This window comes from Vreelandella sp. L-25 (genome assembly GCF_056857535.1).
The window spans coordinates 23,513-47,943 of the sequence record NZ_JBSXNH010000027.1 but is presented as its reverse complement, the minus strand read 5'-3'; the positions used below and the strand labels follow the sequence as shown (position 1 = coordinate 47,943).

Sequence of the window (24,431 nt, the reverse complement as noted above, 5' to 3'; positions counted from 1 at the left end):
CCTCCACACCAACTTACCTGAAAACTTCAGCTGGCCAATGGAGCGACAGGATCTTTCAGAGCTACTTGGCAATTTACTCGAAAATGGCGGGAAGTGGTGCCAGACAACCGTCGACGTTACAATCGCCCGCACGTCATCAGGACTCTCCATAGAAGTAGCGGACGATGGCCCCGGAATTTCTCCCGAGGCGGCAGCCACTGTCATGAACAGGGGTACCAGGCTGGATGAAACGGTCGCCGGTTTTGGGCTCGGATTGTCCATCGTGTCCGAGATTGTCGAAGACAACCTCGGACAGATGAACATGGGTACCTCAAAAAACGGAGGAGCCAGCATTGTCATTCTACTGCCACTTCCGGATTAGAAAACCTCCAGAAAGGCAACCGTCGATGACGCAGCGCGGCTTCTCCCATTTTTTACCGTTGGATATCACTCACCTTGGCTCTTGAAAAGCGACCGAACAGAACCGGCAAAACAAAGAGTGTCAGGAAAGTTGCAGTCACGAGACCACCTACAATCACGCTGGCCAATGGCTTCTGGATTTCCGCACCCACGCCCGTCGACAATAGCATCGGTATCAAACCGAGTGCCGAGGTTATTGCTGTCATCAAGACAGGACGCAAACGGGAGACGGCACCTTCAAACACCGCAGTATCCACGTTCAACCCATCCTGTATTCGCTGATTGATGCTTTCGACCATAACGACCCCGTTAAGCACCGCCACACCAAACAGTGTGATAAATCCAACGGAACTGGGCACTGAAAGATACTGGCCGGAGATCCAGAGTGAAAAGACGCCACCAATAACGGCAAGCGGCACGTTGACCAGAATCAACAGCGCTTGACCAACCGAACTGAAAGCAAAGTACAGCAACAGCGCGATCAGGCCCAGAGATACAGGTACCACAATGGTCAATCGCTTCTGAGCTCGTTGCTGGTTTTCAAACTGACCACCAATATCCACCGAATAGCCGGGGGGAAGGTTCACTTCTGTCGCGATGGTATCCTGAATATCGGCAACCACACTGCCCATGTCACGACCCTGCACATTAGACTGAATGACCACACGGCGCTGAACGTCGTCGCGGCGCACCTGGGGCGGGCCAGACTCAATAGACACATCGGCCACATCACCGAGTCTCACCCAGGCTCCGGAAGGCGCCTGCAACCTGAGATCAGCAATGGCATCCCGGTCTTCCCGGAAACGTTTGGCCAGGCGCACATAGATATCGTACCGCTCATTTCCGTTGATGATCTGGCCCGCGGCGGCACCACCCAGTCCGTCCCGGACGACACTCATCACATCAGACACGGCGAGTCCGTACCGGGAAAGTGCCTGACGGTCTGGCTGAACCACCAACTGCGCTTCACCGGCAATCTGCTCCATGGCCACATCCCGTGTTCCCTGAACTGTTCGGACCGCCGCTTCAATCTGCTGGCCTTTCTCCGCCAGTACGTCGAGATCCGGGCCAAAGAGTTTGATGGCCAACTGCGCACGAACACCTGACAACAATTCATCAACCCGAGTCGCGATAGGCTGAGAAAAGTTAAACAGTAGTCCCGGGTGCTGTTCGAGCTTCTCCTCAAACAGAGCCTGCAATTCATAGCGATTACTGGCGCTGGTCCACTCCGAAGTTGGTTTTAAGCCAATATAGATCTCTATGTTGTTAACTGGCTCCGGGTCGCCGCCTATTTCTGCTCGGCCAGCCCTGGACAGAGCGTAAGTCACCTCTGGAAACTCCATCAGCATGGCCTCCAGTTTTGGCGCCACTTCAAGCGCCGTATCGAGGCTTGATGAGGGAGCCAGAGTCACCCGGAGGTTGATCGTTCCCTCTTCCAGTTCAGGCACGAACTCCGTGCCCAGTCGTGGAACAACCAGCGCCGCCAGCACAACAAGAACCGCCGCCGCGCCAACAACCACGCGGCTATGCTTCAGTGACCAGGCAAGCCCCATGCGATAGAGCTTTTCCAGGGGTTTTAGAATGAAGCTTTCCCGCTCCCGGATACCCTTACGGAACATGTATGACGCCAGCGCGGGTACAACCACCAGAGCGACGATCACCGCCGACACGATAGCCAGCATGATGCTGATTGCCATTGGCTGGAACAGCTTGGCTTCCACACCTTCAAAGCTGAACAGAGGCATGAAAACGACCAGGATAATCGCCGTCGCGAAAAAGATCGGCCGCGCCACTTCCCGACCGGCTTCCTGGAGTCTAAGCGCAACGCCATGATCATCGTGCGATGCATCCAGCGGATCGGGGTCGCCTTCAGCCAACTCATTCCGGTGGGCGTCATGCTCAGCATCGGGATGCGCCAGATGTTTGAACATGTTCTCGACCATAACAACAGAGCCGTCCACCAGCATGCCAATTGCCACAGCAATACCGCCCAGAGACATCAGGTTGGCCGAGAGACCGAACCAGGCCATGATCATCAGGGCAATCCCGATGGAAATCGGTATTGAAAGCAGCACCAGCGTTGTTGCCCGCAGATTCATCAGGAACAGGGCAAGCACAATCGCAATAAACACAAAAGCCAACAAAAGCGCATTGGTCACCGTCTCTACGGCCTTGGTCACCAGATCCGCCTGGTTGTAATAGGGCTCAAAACGAACCCCACTCGGAAGCGCCTGATTTATGCGATCAATGCGGGCCTCGATGCCGTCGATGGTGGCTTTTGTGTTGGCCCCCATTCGTTTGAGTACAATGCCAGAAACCACTTCACCCAGTTGTTCAACCTGACCGGCTTCATCCTTCCGGGTCATGGTTACCGCACCCTGGCGAATTTCAGTGCCCAGCGCTACCTCGGCGACATCGTTCACTGTCACTGTAATGCCATCACTGGTTTTAACGGGCACCTGACGGATCTGCTCGAGCCCCTGCTCGCCATTACCCAGCCAGCCCATACCGCGAATAACCAACTGCTCCTGCCCGCGGCCCATATACCAGCCCCCAACATTGGAGTTGTTGTTCTCCAGGGCTTCCATGACATCGTTCTGTGATAAGTCATAGGACAGCATTCGCGCCGGGTTCAGGTTAACCTGGTACTGGCGGACCTCTCCGCCAAACGACAGGATTTCCGTAACCCCTTCAGCCGGTATCAGCAACAGTTTGACCAGCCAGTCGTGCAAGCTGCGCAATTCCATTGCGTCGTACCCCGAATCCGGGTCCGCTATCAGCAAGTACTGGTAGACCTGGCCAAGACCGGACGAATTCGGCCCCATTTCAGGCACCCCGACCCCGTCCGGAATCAGCTCCCGCGCGGCCTGCAACCGCTCGAAAACCAGTTGGCGCGCGAAATAGATATCCGTGCCCTCTTTAAAGACCACGGTGACACCAGACAACCCGGTTTTGGAGATGGACCGAACCTCCTCAACATCCGGCAACGCATACATCACCGATTCAATGGGATAGGTGATCAGCTGCTCGACTTCCTCAGCCGCAAGTCCGGGCGCCTCTGTATTAACAGCGACCTGGACGTTTGTAACGTCGGGGAAAGCATCAAGATTCAGTTTTGGTATCTGAAACGCGGCCGTGGCGATAAGCACTGCAAGCGCAATAAGAACCAACAGGCGGTTCTGAACCGCCCAGTCGACTACTCGGTTGAACATAATGACTCCCGGAATCAGTGGTTGTGCGGATCAAAGCCGCCTTTGGCAATCTCAGAGGCCACAAAAAATGCGCCCCGCAAAACGACTCGTTGGCCCGCAGCCAGGCCGGAAACCTCACGGAGCCCGCCTATTGAGCGGCCCAGTTCCACTTCCACGGGTTCATACTCGCCTTCGGCCTCTTCCACATAGACCGTCCAGTCGCCGTCCGCGCCACGCATCAATGCAGTCTCCGGCACGGCAAGCACCGGCTCGCTGGTCTTAAAACGAAAATACACATCTGCGAACATTCCTGGATGAAAACGATCTTCAGGATTGTCCAGCTCCAGCCTGACAATCCGCGTGCGGGTCACAGGATCAATGGTGTGGGCTTCCTGGGACACCGTTGCCACGCCCACACGACCCGCTGCCCTGACTTCGGCTTCCGCGCCCTTCTCTAGAACAATGTCGGAGCTTGCTGGCAGATGGGCTTCTACCCAAAGCTCACTCTCATCAGCAAGAGTCACCAGCGGCTGGCCAGCCTCAACTCTTTGTCCTTGCTCAAACTCATCGGTCAGTACTGCACCATCCACGCGAGCCCTGAGCATGTATTCACCGAGACTATCCACCCCGCTGGCCTTCAACGCACCAATGTCATCATCGTTCAGCCCGTAAGCAAGCAGAGTCGCCCTTGCTGCTTCAATGTTGGCTTTCGCTGTATTGAACCGCTGATCGCCAACCACGGAACGACCCAGCCCGCTGATTCGCTTCCATTCAGGAAAAGCTTTCCTGTAATCCGCCTGCGCCTGTGCCACCGTCTCACTGAACAGGGTTACCAGCGGCTGGCCCTTGGTTACGTGCTCACCCAGTTCCACGTGACGCCGCAGCACCACTGAGGCAACCCGGGGGGACACGTGATAGCTGGTATAGCCGTTGGTCAGCAGCTCACCGGGAGCGTAGATTTCATAGTCAACGCGCTTGCTCTCAAGGGTTGCTACTTCAATGCCGGCGAGCTCTTTCTGTTTGGCATTGATGCTTGCGGTGGCCGCTTCTTCATGGCCACCGTTCTCGTCTTCGTGGCCGTGCCCCCCTTCCTCTTCATGATCACCTTCCTCCTCATGCTCACCTTCCTCCTCATGCTCACCTTCTTCACCATGATCTTCCTTATACTCGCCCTCCTCACCGGTGACTTCCTGATGATCGTCGCCACTGGCAGCATGATCATGACCGGCTTCCTGATGAGCATCTTCCTCTGCCTGTACAAAAGAAAGTGGGGCTGTAAGCAACGTCAATGCGAATACTGAAATCAGAGCTTTTTTCATAATGAATATCCAGTTTCCAGACTAGTATTGGAAGAGGGTGATCAGTTCGCCAGACTGGCTCAAGAGCTCAATCAGACCCAACTGCGCCTGCTTTTCCAGTTCAATACCGGTTTTCAGGCTCTCCGCGCGCTGGCCCAGCGCCTGGAGATACTCAGAGGTGGAGAGGTCGCCGACCTGCCACTGCTTCTCAAGCAAATCGGCACTTCGCTGTACACGCCCCTGGGATAGTTCTTTCCATCGACGGAGTTGCTTGTCGTATCGCTTCCAGGAAGCGCGAGCGCCTGCCAGGTCATATTGTCGTTTCCGGTAGAGCGCCTGAAACCGCGCTTCGGCCTCCAGAGCCCGTCGATTCGCAGCCCGGGTTTCAGCGCTGTAGTTATTACGGACGTTCAGAGGGATCGAGAACGTCAGGCCAACCAGGTTCCCACCGCCATCACGCCCTCCGCTCAGCCCGACCGTGGGAGATGCCGTCGCTCTGCGACTGACCACCTCGGCTTCGCTCCGCAGCACCTGCCACCTCGCGCGGGCAGCAGCAATTGACGGATGATCCAGCAAATTGTCGTTATCGACCCTGGAAGCAAGAGCCGGCCAAATGTGCCCGGGGATTCCCCCATCCTGAGGCCTCCAGTCCGGCAGACGTTCTCTAACTTGAGTTTCTGCTCGATCAACTGCGGCCTTTGCCTGGGCGAGTTCACTGAGCTGCTGAGAAAGGCTTAAAAAAAGCAACTCTGCATCGGTACTCCCCAGGTCGCCCGCCTGCTGGCGTTGCTCAACCTGCTCCAGCAAGGCATTCAGACGGTGTTGCTGGGATTCCGCAATTTCTTCGGCACGCGTCGCCGCGCGCCACTCGACAAGCGCAAACAGCGACTCGGACGTTTGTGCCAAAACCGCCTCGTTCAAATCAGCTTCAGCGGAAAGCCTGATCAGCTTTGCCTTGTCCTTTAGCGCACCCTGTTGATCAGACCAATCGATCGTTTGTGATAGCCCTGCCACAAAGTTGTTGTCACTGCCCGTTCTGTCTGCTCCAACAGACAGCTCCGGGTTATACAGCGGTTGTTCGCTTGCCTCAGCATCCTGATTCCGGGCTGCCGCCTGCTCTGTCGCCGCCATAACATCCGGATGTTTGCTTATCTGGCCAGTGAGCCAATTTGTCCAATTCACAGTCTCCGCTTGACCGAACAGAGGAATGGACAATAGTACTGAACACAGCAACGCTCTGGGCGAGTGCTTGCTTGCCTTCATCGACTTTCTCCCGAAGGGGTAAATAGCCACAATTCATGGGCGCGAGGCGTCCATGACAAAGTAGGAACAGGCTAGGATAGTAAGTGAAAAGGTTAAAATGAACTTGAATTCGAAGCGTCATCCACAAAAAGCAACTGTTTTCCGTCTACTCTTTGCCAGCGAACTTTATGGCAACCTTTCCTTCCAAACAGCGATACACAATATTAGTTAGCCTACTCTGCTCATTGGCTCTCTTAGCAAGGAAGTGACCTATGAATACAGCAACGCAACACTTTAAACGCCTCCGCTACGGCCTCGTGGGTAGCGCTTTGTTTGCCCTATTGACTACCCCTATGGCTTACGCCGCGCCGCCTGCTCCGCCAAGCCTTCACGTTCAGGCGCAGTCATGGGTGGAAGTTGAACCCGATAAAGCCACGCTCTCTGCACGTTTGTGGGAAAACACCCCAGCGGTTTCAACCTTAGAAGACACCGATAGCGAAGCCCTGGGCAGCGCCCGCGAGCGGCTTGAGCAGCGTGCCAGCGAGCTGATTGCCGCCATGGAAGAGATTGGCATTGAGCAACGCGCCATCAATGCAGGCTCCCTGAACGTGTATCCTGAGCATGTCGCAGGCCCGCGCAACGACAACGGCGAACAAGAGACGCTGATGCGCACCCGCTTAGAACGCCCCTTCAGCGTTGAGCTAACTAATATAGACCAATTAGGCGATGTGCTGGACGCTTTGATTGACGCTGGTGTAAATGCGTTAGATGGTGTGCAGTTTGACCTGCAGGATCGCGACGCCGCCACCGACGAAGCACTGACAAAAGCGTTAGAAAAAGCCCGCCATAAAGCCGACCTTATGGCGAGCACGCTAGATGTCACGCTTGGCCCTGTTCAACACATTGAAGAGACCCAAGCGCCGGTTTTTCAACCCCGCATGATGGCCATGCGCGCCGAAAGTGACGCTATGGGCAGCGGTTCAGCCAGCGACTACCGCCCCGGCACCATTCGCATCGATGCCGGGGTGAACGTCGAGTGGGCGCTTAGAGGGCAAGACGCTCGAGGCCGCCTAGATAGGGCTGCAGGGGAGCCGGAACAGTAATCGACCCATCCGCCTGCTGGTGGTTTTCGAGCACCGCCAGCAGGCAACGCCCTACTGCTAAACCCGAACCATTGAGCGTATGCAGTAGCTGAGGCTTTTTGGAATCAGGGTGGCGGTAACGGGCTTGCATCCGACGCGCCTGGAAATCTTCGCAGTTAGACACAGAGGAGATTTCCCGGTAGGTGTTTTGGCTCGGCAGCCACACTTCCAAATCGTAGGTTTTTGCCGCGCCAAAGCCCATGTCGCCCGTACACAGCGTCACCACCCGATACGGCAACTCAAGCGCCTGCAGAATGGCTTCTGCATGGCCGCGCATCTCTTCCAGCGCTTCATAGCTCTTCTCCGGCTCCACAATTTGCACCATCTCGACTTTATCGAACTGGTGTTGACGAATCATGCCACGGGTATCGCGCCCATAAGCGCCAGCTTCCGAACGGAAACATGGAGTATGCGCCGTGAGCTTCATCGGCAGCGCAGCCAGCTCGACGATCTCATCACGCACGAAGTTGGTCAGCGGTACTTCTGAGGTGGGAATCAAGTGGTACTCCCGCTCGTCGTTCAGCTTGAACAGATCCTCGCCGAACTTGGGCAGCTGGCCCGTACCCATCAGCGAATCGCGATTCACCATGTAAGGCACATAGCACTCTTCATAGCCGTGCTGCTGGGTTTGCGTATCCAGCATAAACTGCGCCAGCGCGCGATGCAGGCGAGCGATGGGCCCGCGCATCACTGCAAAGCGCGCGCCGGTCAGCTTGGCCGCCAGTTCAAAATCGAGATAGCCGGACTTCTTACCCAAATCCACATGGTCCAGCACCTCAAAGTCGAACTCACGCGGCGTGCCCCAGCGGTGCAGCTCCACGTTATCGTCTTCGTTCTTGCCTTCCGGCACGCTCTCATGGGGCAGGTTGGGAATACCGCTAATCGCGTCATCCCACTCAGCCTGTACCTCGGCCAGCTCGCGCTTAGCAGCATCCAAACGGTCACCTAAGTCGCTCACCTCATCCAGCAGCGGCTGGATATCTTCGCCATTGGCTTTGGCCTTACCAATCGCTTTGGAGCGCATATTACGCTCGTTCTGCAACTGTTCGGTCTGGGTTTGCAACTCACGACGGCGCGACTCTAGCGCCTGCAGTGCCGCTTTATCGAGTTCGAAGCCCCGGCGGGCCAGTTGTTGCGCAGTTGCATCAAGATCGCCGCGCAGCAGTTTCGGATCGAGCATGAGTTATCCCTTGGCCAGAATTCAGTGAAACACGGCTCTCAAAGGCCGTGACAAAGGGGTCTATTGTAGGCAAAAGCGCGAGTTGGGGCTATGGCAGCGCACCACCATGCTGAACTTAGTCGTTGACGGGTATGCACCATGACCCTTACGCATATCCCCCCTTATTAGCCAAAAGTGATAGAGTGCCCGCCGCTTTAAAGCAAGAATCACTAACAACGGGTTATAGAAAAGGAGAAAGTTTATGCAGGAGACCGCAACGCAAGAAAAATTTGGTTGGTGGCGACGTATCGCTCTATGGCAGAAAATCCTGGCAGGTTTGGCGCTCGGGGTGTTGGCAGGCGCACTGCTCGGCGAAACAGCGAGTGTATTTAAGCCACTGGGCGACATCTTCATCAACGCCATTATGATGCTGATTGTGCCGCTGGTCTTTTCGACGCTGGTGGTGGGTATTACCTCCATGCGCGATCCACAGAAGATGGGCCGTATTGGGGCTCGCACCATTATCCTTTACTTGGTGACCACTGCCTTTGCCATCAGCATTGGCCTTGTGCTCTCTACCCTGCTGCAGCCTGGGGTGGGTGTCGGGCTAAGTTTCGACGCTGAAGTCTCGGCTAACGAAGCACCATCGCTAATGTCGATTCTCATTAATCTCGTGCCGCGCAATCCGATTGATGCCCTGGCTAATGGCAACATTATGCAGATCATTGTGTTTGCCATTGGCTTGGGCATCTCGCTAACGCTTATCGGTGAAAAAGGCGAGCCGGTGATGAAGGTCTTCGATAGCTTCGCGGAAGCCATGTATAAACTCACTGGCCTCGTGATGGCGTTTGCGCCATTCGGGGTGTTTGGTTTGATTGCCCATGTATCGGGCCAGTATGGCTTAGAAATTTTGCTCCCACTCGCCAAACTGATCGGCGTGGTCTATCTCGCCAGCATTTTACATGTGCTTGTTATCTACTCTGGCTTTATTTCTCTGATGGGACGTTTGAACCCGGTGCGCTACTTAAAAGGCAGCCTGGATGCCATCGTGGTGGCGTTTTCTTCTGCTTCCTCAGCAGGCACCCTGCCCGTCTCAATTCGCTGCGCACAGAAAAACCTGGGCGTATCGGAAGGGGTGTCCGGCTTTGTACTGCCCGTAGGCGCCACCATCAATATGGATGGCACCGCACTGTATCAAGGCGTGGTGGTGCTATTTATTGCTCAGATGACCGGCACTGATTTGAGCATGATGGATTACGGCATGATCGTAGCCACCGGCACGCTGGCCTCGATTGGTACTGCAGGCGTTCCTGGTGCAGGCCTGATTATGCTCTCCATCGTGATGGCACAAATTGGCCTACCCCTTGAAGCTATTGCCGTGGTTGCGGGTATTGACCGCATTCTGGATATGGCGCGTACCAGTGTTAACGTCGCAGGCGATCTGATGGTCACCACGCTGGTAGGTAAAAGCGAAGGCGAACTCAACGAAGAAATCTACAACACCAGCCGCTCTTAATAATCGATTAGGCTATCCCTCGCGCCCGCTCCCCTTGGTAGCGGGCGCTTTTTTATACCGAACTACAAGCTGCTAGGATGTCACTCTGACCACTGAACCAAGCGAGCCGATATGTCTTCTGCCTTTGAACACACCCTTGCCGCTATTGATGCGCTCCATGCTCAAGACCCACGGCCAACCACTCTCGCAGATGGCACTTCTCAGCCACAAGAACTTATCTATGCCCAGCGTATGAGCCAGTGGCTAGAGCGACTGCAGGAGACGCCGAGCGAACTGTTGCGCATTGCCGTGCGCGCCCAGCATCTGCAGCGCTGGCAGCTGCCGCGAAGCGATTACCCAGAAGGTCGTATTGGCTACTTAACTTGGCGGCGGGACCAAAGTGCCCAGGCAGGCGATACCACGGCAGCGATCATGGAAGAGGCGGGCTATTCCCAAGAGGAGGCCAAACGCGTCGCCAGCATGATTCGCAAGCAAGGCCTGGGGCGCGATAGCGATGTGCAAGCCCTAGAGGACTGCGCCTGCCTAGTGTTCTTAGAAAACTACTTCGCCGATTTCTCCCGCAAGGTGGAGCACGAGCACATGGTGCGCATTGTGCAAAAGACCTGGGGCAAGATGTCGCCGCAAGCGCATGCGCTGGCCCTGACACTGCCCATGAACGACGCCTGTGCAACGCTCGTCAAAGAGGCGTTAGACAGCCACTGAGATGCCCCATCAAGATGCACCGCCGCAGTAGCTGCGGTAAAGTAGCGCTATCCCCTATCCGCTTCCAGCAGTGACGGCTCAACCTCCTATGATTGCATCCTTGGATTCTCGCACGGCCCCTTTCGAACGAATTGGCAGCCACTACGTGCGTTTTATCGAAGACCTCCGCGCGCGCGGGTTCGAAGGTGAAATAGCACCGGATTACGCCAACCGCACTGTGCTGGCGACGGATAACTCGATTTACCAGCGCCTTCCCCAGGCGGCGGTGTTTCCCAAACACGCCGAAGACTTAGAGCGCCTTGCCAAGCTCGCCTCCGAGCTGCCCCACCGGGATATCGTCCTCACCCCGCGGGGCGGCGGCACCGGCACCAACGGCCAGTCGCTGACCGATGGCATCGTGGTGGATGTCTCCCGCCATATGAACCAAATCATTGAGATTGACGTGGAAGCCCGCCGGGTGCGGGTACAGGCAGGCGTGGTCAAAGACCAGCTCAACGCCGCGCTGAAGCCCCACGGGCTGTTTTTCGCCCCTGAACTCTCCACCTCTAACCGCGCCACCATTGGCGGTATGATCTCTACCGATGCCAGCGGCCAGGGGAGCTGCCAGTACGGCAAAACTCGCCACCACGTGTTAGAGCTGGATACGATTCTGCTCGGCGGGCAGCATTTACACAGCCGCCCGCTGAGCGCCGATGAGGAGCAGCAGGCGTTAGCGCAAGCAGGTGTGCTGGGTAAAGTACATCAAACCGCCGCGACGATTATCGACCAACAGCGCGAACTGATCGAGGCGACGTTCCCGCCGCTCAACCGCTGCCTGACCGGCTACGACTTGGCCCACCTGCGCGAAGATGGGCGGCTCAACCTGAATAGCCTGCTGTGCGGTTCGGAAGGCTCCCTGGGCTTTTTGAGCGAAGCCGTGCTCAACGTCTTGCCGATTCCCAAGCACTCTACGCTCGTCAACGTGCGCTATCCCAGCTTTATGGCTGCCTTGCGGGATGCCAAGGCGCTGATGACCGCCAGCGCATCGCCCACCTCCATTGAAACCATCGACGACACCGTGCTGCAACTGGCGATGGAAGACTTCGTTTGGGACAGCGTGGCGGAATTTTTCCCGGCGGGCAGCACGCCCATTCAGGGCATCAACCTGATCGAGTTCAACGACGATGACCCCGAACAGCTCGCAGCGCGTGTAACAGCGTTTACCCAGCACCTGAGCCAGGATGCCACCGTGGAGCGGCTAGGCTACACCCTGGCGGAAGGCCGCCCGCAGATTCAGAAAGTCTACGCCATGCGCAAACGCTCGGTAGGTCTGCTGGGTAACGTGCAGGGGGAGAAGCGTCCGCTGCCGTTCGTGGAGGACACCGCCGTTCCGCCGGAACATTTGGCCGACTTCATTACCGAGTTCCGCGCCGCGCTAGATGCACGCAAGCTCTCCTACGGCATGTTTGGCCATGTGGATGCGGGGGTGCTGCACGTGCGCCCGGCGCTGGATATGAAAGACCCCGCCCAGGAAGCGCTGATTCGCGAGATTTCTGACGAAGTCGCTGCGCTCACCCAGAAGTACGGCGGGCTGCTGTGGGGCGAACACGGTAAAGGCGTGCGCTCCGAGTACGGGCCGAAGTTTTTCGGTGAGCTTTACCCCTGCCTGCAGCAAGTCAAGGCGGCCTTCGATCCGCACAACCAGCTCAACCCCGGCAAGATCGCTTCACCTTCTGAAAGTATCACGTTGATCGCCAAAGAGAGCGACCCGGAACTGCTCACTGTCGACGGCGTGCCCATGCGCGGCCAGCTCGACCGCACCATTGACGAGCGGGCCTGGCAGGCCTATGACGCAGCGGTGTACTGCAACGGCAACGGCGCTTGCTACAACTACGATGTGGACGACCCCATGTGCCCCTCGTGGAAGGCCACCCGCGACCGCCGCCACTCCCCTAAAGGCCGCGCCAGCTTGATTCGTGAGTGGCTGCGCTTGCAGTCGCAAGCGGGCATCGACGTGGTGGAAGAGTCGCGCAAAAAGAAAGCCGAGCGCACCTGGGGCTTTATCAAAAGCTTCCCCAAGCGGGTGATGAACACTGTTAGCCGCCAGCAGCACCACGACTACTCCCATGAAGTCTACGACGCCATGGCGGGCTGCTTGGCGTGTAAGTCCTGCGCGGGCCAGTGTCCGATCAAAGTCAACGTACCGCAGTTCCGCTCACAGTTTTTAGAGGTGTATCACGGCCGCTATCTGCGCCCGCTACGCGACTACGTGATTGGCGGCACTGAATTTATGCTGCCTGCGTTAACCAAGATGGCTCCGCTGTATAACGCCGCCCTTGGCCAGCGCTGGGTAGAGCAACTCATGCAGAAAGGGCTCGGCATTAGCGACTCCCCCGCGCTATCTCGCGCTAGCGTGAAAAAGCAGCTGCGCGCCTGGGGCGTTGCGGAAGCCACGCCCACATCGCTTGCGCTACTCACCGAGCCGCAGCGGGCCAACAGCGTCGTGATTGTGCAAGACGCCTTCACCACCCACTTTGAAGCCAAGCTGGTGATGGATGTGGTAGAGCTACTATCGCGGCTAAACTTGCGCGTGTTCGTCATGCCGTTTTCCGCCAACGGCAAGCCGCTGCACGTACAGGGCTTTTTGGGTGCATTTGAGCGCACGGCAGAGAAGCAGGCCAAACGCCTTCGCGCGCTTAGTGAGTTCGAGGTGCCCATGGTAGGCATCGACCCAGCCATGACGCTGACCTACCGCCAGGAGTACGTTAAAGCGCTGGGCGGCGATAAGGTGCCGAACGTACTGATGCTGCAGGAGTGGCTAGCCACCCGCGTCAACACCCTCGCCCCCGGCCAGCTAACGCTCAAAGACCCAGGCTTTAAGCTGCTTTCCCACTGCACCGAAAAAACCAACGCGCCGGGCAGCCCGAAAGCGTGGCAGCAGGTGTTTGCGGCGTTTGGTTTAGAGCTTGAGCTGATGGCTACCGGTTGCTGCGGCATGTCCGGTACCTACGGCCATGAGACCCGTAACGTCGCTACCTCCAAAACAATCTACGCTCAGTCGTGGCAGCCCCAGGTCGAAGCAGAGGAGAACAGCGGTAAGCTACTGGCCACCGGCTACTCCTGCCGCAGTCAGGTGAAGCGCTACTCAGCGCAAACCCTGCCCCACCCGCTGCAAGCTCTGCTGACCAGTATCAAACAGGCCAGCCGCTAACGCGGCTGGCCTGCTGGGGCTTGCTGATATCCGTGTGGGCGTTTAGAAAAACAGCCGCTTGAGGGCCAAACCAGGGTCCTCTTCGCGCATAAACGCTTCACCGACCAAAAAGCCATTGACCTCGTGGTCACGCATTAGCTCTACGTCATCACGCGTGTGAATGCCTGACTCGGTGATCACGGTCACGCCTTCAGGGATACGCGGCAGCAGATCCAGAGTGGTATTCAGGCTGGTATCAAAAGTGTGTAGGTTGCGGTTGTTAATACCCACCAGCTTTAGGTTCAGCGCCAGGGCACGCTCTAGCTCCTCTGCATCGTGAACTTCCACCAGCACATCCATCCCCAATGCGTTGGCCTGCTGGTGCAGGTCGCGCAGCTGAGCGTCATTGAGCGCCGCCACAATTAATAGGATGCAGTCCGCACCGATGGCGCGCGCTTCAGTGACCTGATAACCGTGGGTGATAAAGTCTTTGCGGATCACCGGCAGGTCGCAGGCATCGCGAGCGGCAATTAGGTAATCCTCGTGGCCCTGGAAGAAGTCGGCATCAGTCAGCACGGAAAGGCACGCTGCGCCGCCCTGGGCGTAGCTTTTGGCAATATCCGCTGGGTGAAACTCTTCACGCATCACGCCTTTAGAGGGCGAGGCTTTTTTCACCTCGGCGATGACTGCCGCGTCGCCTGCCGCAATACGCTGATTCAATGCTTCAATAAAGCCACGGGGCGCACTCTGCTTCTCCGCTAGCGCTAGCAGATCCGCTTCAGATACTGCTTGCTGACGCTCAGCGACTTCCTGGTCTTTACGGGCCAAAATGCGCGTTAAAATAGTCGGCGTTGCCTGGTCACTCATTGGAAGTTTTACCCTTTAAAGACGCTAGTAAAGTGCGAAAGCTCTCTGAGCTTTTCAAGCGGTAGTTTGGAGGCCTGGGCATCCTGGGCCACCATCACGCCCTCTTTCAAGCTATCGGCCACGCCCGCGCAGTAGAGCGCCGCCCCGGCGTTGAGTGCCACCATATCTGCCGCCGCTCCTTCACCGCTAAGTGCGGCTTTCACCAAACGCAGGCTATCTTCCGCGCTGGATGCTTTAAGGGTGGCGAGGCTTTGGCGCTCGATGCCCAGGGATTCCGGCGTAATGGTGTACTGGGTAATCTCGCCATCTTTTAGCTCTGCCACCAGAGTGGGCGCTGCCAGAGAGATTTCATCCAGTCCATCTTCAGAATGCACCACCATGACATGGCGGCTACCCAGCTTGCGCAATACCTCGGCCATCAGCGGCACCAGCTCCGCAGAATACACGCCCAACACTTGATTGGGCGCGCTGGCGGGGTTGGTGAGCGGGCCAAGAATATTAAACAGCGTACGTACGCCCATTTCCCGCCGTGGCCCAATGGCATAGCGCATGGCGGGGTGGTGGTTAGGTGCGAACATAAAGCCAACGCCGACCTGCTCAATACAGCGCGCCACTTGTTCAGGCTTGAGGTCGAGATAGATGCCGGCAATATCGAATAAATCAGCGCTGCCAGAAGAAGAGGAGACGCTGCGATTGCCATGTTTAGCCACATGGGCACCGCCAGCGGCGGCCACAAAACTAGACGCCGTGGACACATTAAACAGGTTCGCGCCATCGCCGCCAGTACCGACGATATCCACCACGTTCTCGGTGTGTAGCTCGACGCGTTTCATTAAATCGCGCATCACCTGGGCGGCGGCGCTGATCTCTTCAGCGCTTTCGCCTTTCATGGCCAGCCCCACCAGCAGGCCGCCAATTTGCGCGTCGGAGGCTTCGCCGGTCATGATCTGGCGCATCAGTGCGTGCATCGCATTGAAAGAGAGGTCTTCGCGGCGCATCACCGCGTTAATTGCGTCTCGCATTTGCATGAGCAGGAAAGCCCCTAAAGCGTATGAATTTGGCGATCAGCCGCGTTGTAAAAAATTGGCCAATAACGCATGGCCCTGGCGCGTGAGTATCGACTCAGGGTGAAACTGTACCCCTTCCACATCAAGGGTACGATGACGAAAGCCCATGATCAGCCCGGGCGTTACGTCATCCTCGGCGGTCCAGGCGGTCACTTCTAGGCAGTCGGGCAGGCTCTCCTGCTCAACGACTAATGAGTGATAACGCGTCACTTCCAGCGGGTTTTCCAGCCCGCTGAACACGCCCTGCCCACGGTGCACCACGGCCGAGGTTTTACCGTGCATCACCTGGGTTGCCCGCACCACTTTGCCGCCGTACACCTGGCCGATGGCCTGATGCCCCAGGCAAACGCCCAAAATAGGCAGTTTGCCCGCAAAATGCTCGATGGCCGCTAGCGAAATGCCCGCTTCGTTGGGCGTACACGGGCCGGGCGAAATCACCAGATGGGTAGGCGCCAGGGCGCGCATCTGCTCCAGGGTAATCTCATCGTTGCGGTAGGTCACCACCTCGGCATTCAGTTCACTAAGGTACTGGACGATGTTAAACGTGAAGCTGTCGTAGTTATCCAGCATCAACACCCGTTGCACTGCCTGCGCTTGCGCCATCGCCCCGCTTACTCCATCACATAAATAAAACCGCACAGGCGAGATGATACCCCAACCCAGACGCTCCTTGCAGGGGCAGCGCGCGCTTAGTGGGGCTGCGGCACCGCTGCCCGCTCCAGTCGGCAGGCGGCGTACTTGAACTCGGGTATTTTGCCGTAGGGGTCCAGGGCCGGGTTGGTGAGCAGATTGGCGGCGGCCTCGGCATAGGCAAACGGCACAAACACCATCCCATCGGGGATTTTATCGTCCACTCGGGCGGTCAGCGTAATCGTTCCACGCCGCGTGGTTATGGTGAGCTTCTCGCCCGGTACTACCCCCAGACGGTTGAGCTCGCCCGGTGAGAGGCTGGCGACCGCTTCTGGCTCTAGGGCGTCGAGCACCTGAGCACGCCGCGTCATGGTACCCGTATGCCAATGCTCTAACTGGCGACCGGTGGTCAGTACCGTCGGGTACTCATCATCCACCGGCTCGTCCGGCGGTAGCGGGCGCGTGGGGGCGAATTTAGCCAGCCCGCCAGCGCGCGGAAAGGTGTCGCTAAAGACCACGTCCTGGCCGGGGGCATCCTCGGCTGGGCAGGGGTACGTGACGGAGTTCTCCCGCGCTAGCCGCTCCCAGCTAATGTGGTTGAACGAGTGCATTCCCTGCTGCATTTCGGCAAACACGTCTTGCGGGTGCTGATAGCGCCAGCCCAGCCCAAAGCGGTTAGCGATCTCTTGGATGATCCACCAGTCCGGCTTAGCTTCTCCTGGCAGCGGTAATGCCGCCCTGCCCAGCTGTACTTGGCGGTTAGTGTTGGTCACGGTGCCGTCTTTTTCGGGCCACGCAGAAGCAGGCAGAATCACGTCGGCGAACTGGGCAGTTTCAGTGATAAACAGATCCTGCACCACCAAATGCTCAAGCTTACCCAGCGCGGCGCGGGCGTGGGTAAGATCCGGGTCGGACATCGCTGGGTTTTCACCCACAATGTACATACCACGCACCTCGCCTGCGTGAATCGCATTCATCACTTCCACCACCGTTAGCCCAGGCTCATCGCTCAGCGGCGTGTTCCATAGCTCTTCAAACGCGGCACGCAGCTGGCTATCGCCCACAGGCTGGTAGTCCGGCAGCATCATAGGAATCAGCCCCGCATCCGAGGCACCCTGCACGTTATTTTGACCGCGCAGCGGGTGCAGGCCTGTGCCGGGGCGACCGGTGTGGCCGCAGGCCAGTGCCAACGAGATCAAACAGCGGGCATTATCGGTGCCGTGGGTGTGCTGAGAAATACCCATACCCCAGAAAATCATCGCTTTCTCGGCGTTGGCGTAGCGGCGCGCCACCTCACGAATAGTGTCGGGGGCTACGCCGCACAGCGCACTCATGGCGTCCGGTGTGCTGTGAGCCACGCTCTGCTTGAGCGCTTCAAAGCCTTCGGTGTGGGCGTCGATGTAGGCTTGGTTATACAGGCCTTCCGCGATGATCACGTGGAGCAGCGCGTTGAACAGCGATACATCCGCCCCCGGTGTAAAGCGCACACTCATGCTGGCGTAAGCGTCCAGCGACTGCCCGCGAGGGTCGAGAATGATGATCTCAGTACCCCGCTTGGCTGCCTGCTTGAAGAACGTCGCCGCCACGGGGTGATTCACCGCCGGGTTGCAGCCGGTAAGGATCACCACATCAGCCTCCAGCGCCTGCATAAACGAAGCGGTCACCGCGCCAGAGCCTAAGCACTCCATCAGCGCCGCAACGGAGCTGGCATGGCAAAGCCGCGTGCAGTGATCCACGTTATTGCTGCCAAAACCGGTACGCACCAACTTCTGGAACAGCCACGCCTCTTCGTTAGAGCATTTGGCGCTGCCAAAGCCCGCCAACGCTTTGGGGCCTTGCGCCTGTTTAATCGCCATTAGGCCGCCTGCCGCGATTTCCAGCGCTTCGTCCCAGCTGGCTTCGCGGAAGTGGCTAAATGGATTGGCAGGGTCAAAGGTAGAGTCGAGCGCCTTGGGAATCCCAGGTAAGCGTATCAGCGGCTTGGTCAGGCGTGTCGGGTGGCTCACGTAATCAAACCCAAATCGGCCTTTCACGCACAGGCGGTTCTGGTTAGCGGGGCCGTTGCGCCCTTCCACATAGGCCAGGGCATCGTCGTTAATATGGTACGTCAGCTGGCAGCCCACCCCGCAGTAGGGGCACACGGAATCCACCTGCCGCTGGCTTTGAGAATCGCCCTGACCTGCGGCATTGACCACGGTGGCGGGCATCAATGCGCCGGTGGGGCATGCTTGCACGCACTCGCCGCAGCCTACGCAGGTGCTCTGGCCCATCGGGTCGGCAAAATCAAATACCACGGTGGCGGCGGCGCCCCGCTGCGCCATGCCGATGACATCGTTACTCTGCACCTCGCGGCAGGCGCGCACGCATAGGTTGCAGGTAATGCAGGCGTCCAAGTTAACGTGCATCGCCGGGTGGCTGGTATCTGGCTGGCTCACCTTTGGCGCAGCCGCTGCATGGTTGACGGCTGCTTTACGGCGTGGCGGTAGCCACGACTTAACGGCCGCTTCGTCGACCGCTAACTGGTCGGCTACTTCCCAGAAGTGGCTGGAGCGGTCAGGGCTTTGGGCGCGGCTGGGCTGGTCGGCCATCAGCAGTTCCAATACCGTTTCACGCGCTTGTGTGGCACGGGGCGAGTGGGCGCTGTGTACCACCATGCCGGGTTTGGCCTCGCGGATACAGCTTGCCGCCAGCACGCGCTCGCCTTCCACTTCCACCATACAGGCCCGGCAGTTGCCGTCGGCGCGGTAGCCAGGGGCGTCTTTGAAACAGAGGTGGGGAATGCTCTCTCCAGCGCGCTTGGCCACCTGCCAAAGGGTTTCTCCGGGGTAGGCAGTGACTTCTTGATCATCCAATACAATAGTGAACGAAGCGGTCATGGTGCACTCCCTTCAGCGGCATCGCTGACAATAATCTGCTGTTGGGCGAGCGCAGGGCGGAAATCCTTGAGTAGCCCCAATACAGGATTTGGAGCCGCTTGCCCCAGGCCGCAAATCGAGGCGTCCTGCATCACTTGTGCCAGTCGAGTGAGCGCCTGCACATCCCATGTGGGTTGCTCTAGCAAGCTGAGCATTTTCTCGCTGCCTACCCGGCAAGGCGTACACTGCCCGCAGGATTCATCGGCAAAAAAAGCCAGCAGGTTGGTGGCCACCGCCTGAAGATTGTCTTGCTCAGAGAGCACGATAATCGCCGCTGACCCAATAAAACTGCCGTGCGCCTGCAGCGTGTCGAAATCCAGCGGCACATCGGCTTTACTGGCGGGCAGAATGCCACCCGAGGCGCCGCCGGGCAGATAAGCGACCAGCGTATGCCCTTCCGCCATGCCGCCTGCATACTCCTCTATCAACTCGCGCAGCGTGATGCCTGCTGGCGCCAAGTACACGCCGGGCTTGTTCACTCGCCCGGAGACAGAAAAACTGCGCAGGCCTCGTCGACCATTGCGCCCATGCCCAGCAAACCACTCAGCCCCTTTGTGCCAAATGGCAGGAATCCAATAAACGGTTTCAACGTTATTGACCAGCGTGGGGCGGCCCAACAGCCCCTGCTGGGCTACGTAAGGCGGGCGGTGGCGCGGCTTACCCGGTTTGCCCTCCAAGGATTCAATCAGCGCCGACTCCTCACCGCAGATATAAGCGCCCGCGCCCCGGCGCATGATGATGAATCCAGGCGCGACGATGCCCGACTGCTCAAGCTCTGCAATCGCTTCATGGAGCACACGGTGAAGGCCGGGGTATTCGTCGCGCAGATAGATATAGAGCGCCTCGGCCTCTATCGCCCAAGCGCTAATCAGCGCGCCCTCAAGAAACTGATGCGGCGCGCGCTCTAAATAGTAGCGGTCTTTAAACGTCCCCGGCTCGCCCTCATCAGCGTTAATCACGCAGTAGCGCGGCCCGGCGGCTTGGCGCACCGCCTGCCACTTTTTAAACGTAGGGAAGCCCGCGCCTCCCAAGCCTCGCAGGCCCGACGCTTCAAGCGCCTGCAGCACCTCATCAATGCTGATCTTACCGCTGCGCACATGGGCCAGTAACTGGGAACCGCCTGCCTGCTGATAGGCGTCAAGGCGCTGCCACAAAATCGCTTCAGGGTGAAAGTGGCCGGTATCCACCACGGCCTCGACGCCTTCTGCGGTGGCATACAGCACATGGTGATGGCCCACTTCTGCCACCGGCGCGGTATCGCAGCGGCCCATGCAGGGCGCACGGATCACCCGTACACAGTCAGGATCAACGCGGGCCTCTAATGCTTTGTGCAGCGCACTGGCCCCCGCTAATTGGCAGGAAAGAGAATCACAGACGCGAATTGTGGTATCCGGCGGGGGCGCTTGGTGGTCGTGCACCACATCGAAATGGGCATAGAACGTCGCCGTCTCGTACACCGCTGCCATGGGCAGGTTCATATAGGCTGCCAGGGCGCGCAGTTCCACAAGCGATAAGTGGCCGTGGGCATCCTGAATGGCGTGTAGATGCTCTATCAACAGGTCGCGACGCTTTAGGCTTGGCGTCTGGCGCTCATCGCCTAACAGGTCACGCAGCGCCGCCAGTGCGACAGGCGCTACATCACGCCCTTTAGGGTACCCGCGGCGGCGAGAGGACATACCATTTTGAGGGGTCATGACACGCTATCCAGAAAGCTGTTCAAAAGAGTGATTTAAAAAAAGCTACGCTTGTCAAAAGAGGACTAGGCTTAGGGCTAGGCGAACATAGATAGTAGCTATTTTGTCCACCATGTCGTTATTAAGCGGCATTTTTTTAAAGCATAGAGGTTAACAGGCGTGGGTGAAACCACTTCGTTTGCAGGAGTTGGCACTACGCTTTGCTCTAAAGCAAAGCGCGGCAATGGCTCTAGCAACAAAGCAGGACACTCTTTATGATTTGCCGTCATTTTAATAGGTTAGGAGCGTGGTATGGACAAGCGGGCACCCTGGATAATCACGCTCTTATTAGTGGCGACATTCATCACCCCCCAGGCATTCGCGGCCACTTCGATTAAAGTGATAGCGTCGTTTTCGGTCATCGAAGATTTAGTCAAGCGTGTCGCAGGCGATGATATCAGCATCACGACGATTGTACCGGAGGGCGATGATGTTCACCGCTGGGAGCTGACGCCCCCTAACGTACTTGCAGTGGAAGAGGCCGATATTGTGTTTTACAACGGCCACGGGCTAGAGCCATGGATCCGTCATGTAGAAGCGATGGCCAACGACACGCTAACGCTAATGGCTCTGGCCGAAAGCGCCAACTATGCGCCGCTGACGATTCCAGTGGGTCAGCATAAAGGCAATCCGGACCCCCATATGTGGATGGACCCCAAAGGAGCTGCCGCTTATATCGAGGTAATCACTCACACCCTAAGCGTACGCTATCCCGACAAAGCAGCCGCTTTTCAGGCTCGAGCGGTGCAAGCCAGGGAGGCGCTTACCCTACTCGACCAGCAGATACAAGAGCGCCTGGAGGGGATTCCGCAAACCAATCGTATACTCACTACCAGTGAAGCGGCTTTTGGCTATTTTGCCCACGCTTACGGCTTTGAGTATGCCGCGATTTGGGGCCTAGGCAGCGAGACACTGGGCAGCGCCCAGGCTATGGAAATCATGAGCAAACGCTTAACCGACAAACGTCCGCCCGCGCTGTTTTATGAAAGCACGACGCCCTATATCCATATGGATGCCCTAGCGCGAGAGGCTGGCCTTACGCTAGCAGGCCCGCTCTATGTGGATACGCTGAGTGATACCGATGGCCCCGCCTACAACTACCCGGCAATGCTGCGCCACAATGCCGAGCTGTTGCATGAAGCGCTGGGAGGTGCCAGGGCCGAGGAGTAGGCGCTAGCTAACCAGCTCGCGAAGCGATGCCACTATCAGATCCGGGTGGCTCTGCTCGATGGGGTCGCCGTGGTTATAGCCATATGGCAGTGCCACCGTCGTAAAGCCCGCCGCCTTACCCGCCGCGATATCATGACGAGAGTCCCCCACCATCACGCTCGCCGAGGGGGCAATATCCAGCGTATGGGCAACATGCAGAAGCGGCAACGGGCTGGGTTTTTTCTCGGCTAGCGAGTCGCCGCCCACGGTAGACGTGAACAGCGCCAGCACACCAAAGTGGCTTAAAATAGGCGCAATGAACCGCTCGGGTTTATTGGTAATCAAGGCCAGCACAAAACCCGCCTCATGCAGCGCATGAAGCGCTTCAGACGCGTCCGGGTAGAGTTTGGTTAATGCATTGGGCGCGGCCCCGTAATGGCGCATAAACGCTTCGTAGGCGTTTTGTTGCAACGCTGCCTCCGGTGCGGCGTTGAGTGCCCAGGACAGCGCTCGCTCTACCAGTACCTGTGCGCCGTTGCCCACCCAATCGCGCACCTGATCTTCACTCGGCTGCGCCAGCCCAACTTCTTGCAGCGCCCGCTGCACGCCAACGGCCAAATCGGGCACTGAGTCGATTAACGTGCCGTCTAAATCAAAGGCGATTAACCGCTTTGCTTGCAAAATGGTATGCACGCGTGGCCTCACTTATGTGCTTAGGCTGCTAGTTGGCAACAGTGTCGATTAATTTGATCATCTTACCTACTTAGCCCTTCGTCATACACCACATAAAGTTCTATGCTGTGGCTATATTTGCCAAGGAGAGAGTAATGGCCATTCCCCGAATTGTGATTGTGGGCGGCGGCGCGGGCGGGCTAGCCCTAGCCACCCGTCTTGGACACACGCTAGGTAAAAAAAAGCGCGCTGAGATTGTCCTGCTTGACCGCAACGCCACCCACGTATGGAAGCCGCTGCTGCATGAGCTAGCCACCGGGGTGCTAAACTCCAGCATGGATGAAGTGGATTATCGCGGGCACTCCTCAGCCCACTACTACCGCTACCAGCGCGGCTCGCTCAACGGTCTTGATCGGGAACAGAAGGTCATTCACCTGGCACCTATTGAAGATGAAGATGGCGTGGAGGTACTGCCCGCCCGCCAGCTCACTTATGACTATTTAGTACTGTCACTTGGCAGTATCTCGAATGATTTTGGTACCAAGGGGGTCGCAGAGCACTGCCATTTTATTGACTCTCCCCAGCAGGCCAAAGCCTTCCAGCGGGATATGATTAATACCTTCCTGCGCTATACCGACCCCAAGCTGCGTCAGAACACCCAGCTCACCATTGGGATTGTGGGTGGCGGTGCAACAGGGGTGGAGCTTTCTGCCGAACTGCTCGACGCCTCGCGCCTGCTCAATGCCTACGGCGTCACGGCGGTGGATCACCAAACCATTAGCGTGCATTTGATTGAAGCGGCACCGCGTCTGCTCCCCGGTTTATCTGAGCGCATCAGCCAAACCGTTCAGCAAGAGCTGGAGAGCATGGGGGTCACCGTACATGTGGGCACGGCAATTCAAGAAGCTCAGGAGTATCAGCTGGTCACAGGCGACGGTGAGGTGATCGAAACCGATCTCAACGTATGGGCCGCTGGCATTAAAGCGCCGCCGTTTCTTACTGAGCTGGGCTTAAGCACCAACAAGCGCAACCAGATCAACGTCAAGCAGACACTGCAGAGCGTAGACGACCCGCATATTTTTGCAATGGGCGACTGCGCTTGCTGCCCCCAAGGCGATAATGCAACGGTGCCGCCTCGCGCTCAGGCCGCCCATCAGCAGGCCAAGCTATTGGCTAAAAACCTGGAGCATTGCCTGGAGAAGAAGCCGCTGCGCGAATTTCACTATCGCGATCACGGCTCGCTTGTATCCCTGGCCCGTTACGACGCGGTAGGTAACCTCATGCGCAGCTCCGCCTCTCGCGGGCTTTTTCTGGAGGGCTGGCTGGCGCGCCAAGCCTATGCATCGCTCTACCGCATGCATCAACTCTCTATTCACGGTGCGCCAAAAACCGGGCTTGCATGGTTGGTGGATAAATTAAACCGCTACCTCAAACCACGCATGAAACTTCACTAAAGACATGCAAAGGGCGGGAGATCTACCCTAATACCATTCAGTTAAGCATAGTTAGCGGTCATGGGAGGGAGCTTCAGCTCGCGACGGGGGCTCTGCTAAGGCGCCTAGCGGCGCCATTCGCCCGCT

General features: G+C 57.7%; 17 protein-coding genes. 7 read left to right on the top strand and 10 right to left on the bottom strand.

Annotated elements, in window-relative coordinates:
• Window positions 1–361: ATP-binding protein (locus AC13CN_RS01845; RefSeq protein ID WP_483052979.1), on the top strand; the 361-nt coding region annotated here is incomplete at its 5' end.
• 52 nt (window positions 362–413) lie between these two features.
• On the opposite strand, the gene AC13CN_RS01840 is transcribed toward AC13CN_RS01845, so the two are convergent.
• From AC13CN_RS01840 to AC13CN_RS01830, 3 genes are read right to left on the bottom strand one after another with little or no spacing between them, the layout of a single operon-like run.
• A complete protein-coding gene (locus AC13CN_RS01840; RefSeq protein ID WP_483052978.1) occupies window positions 414–3,611 on the bottom strand; it encodes an efflux RND transporter permease subunit in 3,198 nt (1,065 codons plus the stop codon).
• A 14-nt stretch (window positions 3,612–3,625) separates the two neighbouring features.
• Window positions 3,626–4,909, bottom strand: a complete 1,284-nt coding sequence (locus tag AC13CN_RS01835; RefSeq protein ID WP_062374228.1) for an efflux RND transporter periplasmic adaptor subunit — start codon at window positions 4,907–4,909, stop codon at window positions 3,626–3,628.
• Window positions 4,910–4,930: 21 nt separating this feature from the next.
• Window positions 4,931–6,151 (bottom strand): TolC family protein, encoded by a 1,221-nt coding sequence (locus tag AC13CN_RS01830; RefSeq protein WP_062374231.1) that lies wholly within the window; start codon window positions 6,149–6,151, stop codon window positions 4,931–4,933.
• A gap of 251 nt (window positions 6,152–6,402) precedes the next feature.
• Between AC13CN_RS01830 and AC13CN_RS01825 the strand changes: the two genes are divergently transcribed.
• Window positions 6,403–7,233, top strand: a complete 831-nt coding sequence (locus AC13CN_RS01825) for an SIMPL domain-containing protein (protein ID WP_089674915.1) — start codon at window positions 6,403–6,405, stop codon at window positions 7,231–7,233.
• On the opposite strand, the gene serS is transcribed toward AC13CN_RS01825, so the two are convergent.
• Window positions 7,175–8,452, bottom strand: coding sequence for a serine--tRNA ligase (serS, locus tag AC13CN_RS01820; protein WP_062374236.1), 1,278 nt, complete (start codon window positions 8,450–8,452; stop codon window positions 7,175–7,177). The two genes, AC13CN_RS01825 and serS, sit on opposite strands and share 59 nt — an antisense overlap.
• A gap of 241 nt (window positions 8,453–8,693) precedes the next feature.
• Between serS and AC13CN_RS01815 the strand changes: the two genes are divergently transcribed.
• The 3 genes from AC13CN_RS01815 to ydiJ all read left to right on the top strand — a co-directional run bounded on the left by AC13CN_RS01815 (window position 8,694) and on the right by ydiJ (window position 13,839).
• Entirely contained in the window at window positions 8,694–9,947 is a 1,254-nt protein-coding gene (locus AC13CN_RS01815) for a dicarboxylate/amino acid:cation symporter (protein ID WP_044628133.1), read from the top strand.
• Window positions 9,948–10,058: 111 nt separating this feature from the next.
• Window positions 10,059–10,649, top strand: a complete 591-nt coding sequence (locus AC13CN_RS01810) for a DUF4202 domain-containing protein (protein WP_137094475.1) — start codon at window positions 10,059–10,061, stop codon at window positions 10,647–10,649.
• Between the two features lie 88 nt (window positions 10,650–10,737).
• Window positions 10,738–13,839: a D-2-hydroxyglutarate dehydrogenase YdiJ gene (ydiJ, locus tag AC13CN_RS01805; RefSeq protein WP_253556854.1), complete on the top strand. Its 3,102-nt coding sequence runs from the start codon at window positions 10,738–10,740 to the stop codon at window positions 13,837–13,839.
• 42 nt (window positions 13,840–13,881) lie between these two features.
• Here ydiJ and trpC read toward each other — a convergent pair whose 3' ends face one another.
• The 5 genes from trpC to AC13CN_RS01780 all read right to left on the bottom strand — a co-directional run bounded on the left by trpC (window position 13,882) and on the right by AC13CN_RS01780 (window position 20,991).
• Entirely contained in the window at window positions 13,882–14,685 is an 804-nt protein-coding gene (gene trpC, locus AC13CN_RS01800; RefSeq protein WP_074210787.1) for an indole-3-glycerol phosphate synthase TrpC, read from the bottom strand.
• Window positions 14,686–14,693: 8 nt separating this feature from the next.
• Window positions 14,694–15,713 carry an anthranilate phosphoribosyltransferase gene (trpD, locus tag AC13CN_RS01795; protein WP_044628137.1) on the bottom strand — a complete coding sequence of 340 codons (1,020 nt, stop codon included), beginning with the start codon at window positions 15,711–15,713 and terminating at the stop codon, window positions 14,694–14,696.
• A gap of 36 nt (window positions 15,714–15,749) precedes the next feature.
• Window positions 15,750–16,355: an anthranilate synthase component II gene (locus tag AC13CN_RS01790; protein ID WP_172416033.1), complete on the bottom strand. Its 606-nt coding sequence runs from the start codon at window positions 16,353–16,355 to the stop codon at window positions 15,750–15,752.
• Between the two features lie 86 nt (window positions 16,356–16,441).
• Entirely contained in the window at window positions 16,442–19,258 is a 2,817-nt protein-coding gene (gene fdhF, locus AC13CN_RS01785; protein WP_062374268.1) for a formate dehydrogenase subunit alpha, read from the bottom strand.
• Window positions 19,255–20,991: an NAD(P)H-dependent oxidoreductase subunit E gene (locus tag AC13CN_RS01780; protein ID WP_172515646.1), complete on the bottom strand. Its 1,737-nt coding sequence runs from the start codon at window positions 20,989–20,991 to the stop codon at window positions 19,255–19,257. The genes fdhF and AC13CN_RS01780 overlap by 4 nt, the downstream gene beginning before the upstream one ends.
• Window positions 20,992–21,282: 291 nt before the next feature.
• On the opposite strand from AC13CN_RS01780, the gene AC13CN_RS01775 reads away from it, so the two are divergent.
• A complete protein-coding gene (locus AC13CN_RS01775; RefSeq protein WP_483052977.1) occupies window positions 21,283–22,200 on the top strand; it encodes a metal ABC transporter solute-binding protein, Zn/Mn family in 918 nt (305 codons plus the stop codon).
• A gap of 3 nt (window positions 22,201–22,203) precedes the next feature.
• Here the strand turns inward: AC13CN_RS01775 and AC13CN_RS01770 are convergent, their stop codons facing one another.
• On the bottom strand, window positions 22,204–22,872 hold the full coding sequence (locus tag AC13CN_RS01770; protein ID WP_058577628.1) for a phosphoglycolate phosphatase: 669 nt from the start codon (window positions 22,870–22,872) through the stop codon (window positions 22,204–22,206).
• 134 nt (window positions 22,873–23,006) lie between these two features.
• Between AC13CN_RS01770 and AC13CN_RS01765 the strand changes: the two genes are divergently transcribed.
• Window positions 23,007–24,305, top strand: coding sequence for an NAD(P)/FAD-dependent oxidoreductase (locus tag AC13CN_RS01765; RefSeq protein WP_062359145.1), 1,299 nt, complete (start codon window positions 23,007–23,009; stop codon window positions 24,303–24,305).
• Window positions 24,306–24,431 lie beyond the last annotated feature (126 nt).

What these genes read in the sequence shown, in the direction of transcription:
- AC13CN_RS01840 (WP_483052978.1), bottom strand. Translation starts at nt 3,611, where the DNA reads ATGTTCAACCGAGTAGTCGACTGGGCGGTTCAGAACCGCCTGTTGGTT.
- AC13CN_RS01835 (WP_062374228.1), bottom strand. Translation starts at nt 4,909, where the DNA reads ATGAAAAAAGCTCTGATTTCAGTATTCGCATTGACGTTGCTTACAGCC.
- AC13CN_RS01830 (WP_062374231.1), bottom strand. Translation starts at nt 6,151, where the DNA reads ATGAAGGCAAGCAAGCACTCGCCCAGAGCGTTGCTGTGTTCAGTACTA.
- AC13CN_RS01825 (WP_089674915.1), top strand. Translation starts at nt 6,403, where the DNA reads ATGAATACAGCAACGCAACACTTTAAACGCCTCCGCTACGGCCTCGTG.
- serS (WP_062374236.1), bottom strand. Translation starts at nt 8,452, where the DNA reads ATGCTCGATCCGAAACTGCTGCGCGGCGATCTTGATGCAACTGCGCAA.
- AC13CN_RS01815 (WP_044628133.1), top strand. Translation starts at nt 8,694, where the DNA reads ATGCAGGAGACCGCAACGCAAGAAAAATTTGGTTGGTGGCGACGTATC.
- AC13CN_RS01810 (WP_137094475.1), top strand. Translation starts at nt 10,059, where the DNA reads ATGTCTTCTGCCTTTGAACACACCCTTGCCGCTATTGATGCGCTCCAT.
- ydiJ (WP_253556854.1), top strand. Translation starts at nt 10,738, where the DNA reads ATGATTGCATCCTTGGATTCTCGCACGGCCCCTTTCGAACGAATTGGC.
- trpC (WP_074210787.1), bottom strand. Translation starts at nt 14,685, where the DNA reads ATGAGTGACCAGGCAACGCCGACTATTTTAACGCGCATTTTGGCCCGT.
- trpD (WP_044628137.1), bottom strand. Translation starts at nt 15,713, where the DNA reads ATGCAAATGCGAGACGCAATTAACGCGGTGATGCGCCGCGAAGACCTC.
- AC13CN_RS01790 (WP_172416033.1), bottom strand. Translation starts at nt 16,355, where the DNA reads ATGGCGCAAGCGCAGGCAGTGCAACGGGTGTTGATGCTGGATAACTAC.
- fdhF (WP_062374268.1), bottom strand. Translation starts at nt 19,258, where the DNA reads ATGACCGCTTCGTTCACTATTGTATTGGATGATCAAGAAGTCACTGCC.
- AC13CN_RS01780 (WP_172515646.1), bottom strand. Translation starts at nt 20,991, where the DNA reads ATGACCCCTCAAAATGGTATGTCCTCTCGCCGCCGCGGGTACCCTAAA.
- AC13CN_RS01775 (WP_483052977.1), top strand. Translation starts at nt 21,283, where the DNA reads ATGGACAAGCGGGCACCCTGGATAATCACGCTCTTATTAGTGGCGACA.
- AC13CN_RS01765 (WP_062359145.1), top strand. Translation starts at nt 23,007, where the DNA reads ATGGCCATTCCCCGAATTGTGATTGTGGGCGGCGGCGCGGGCGGGCTA.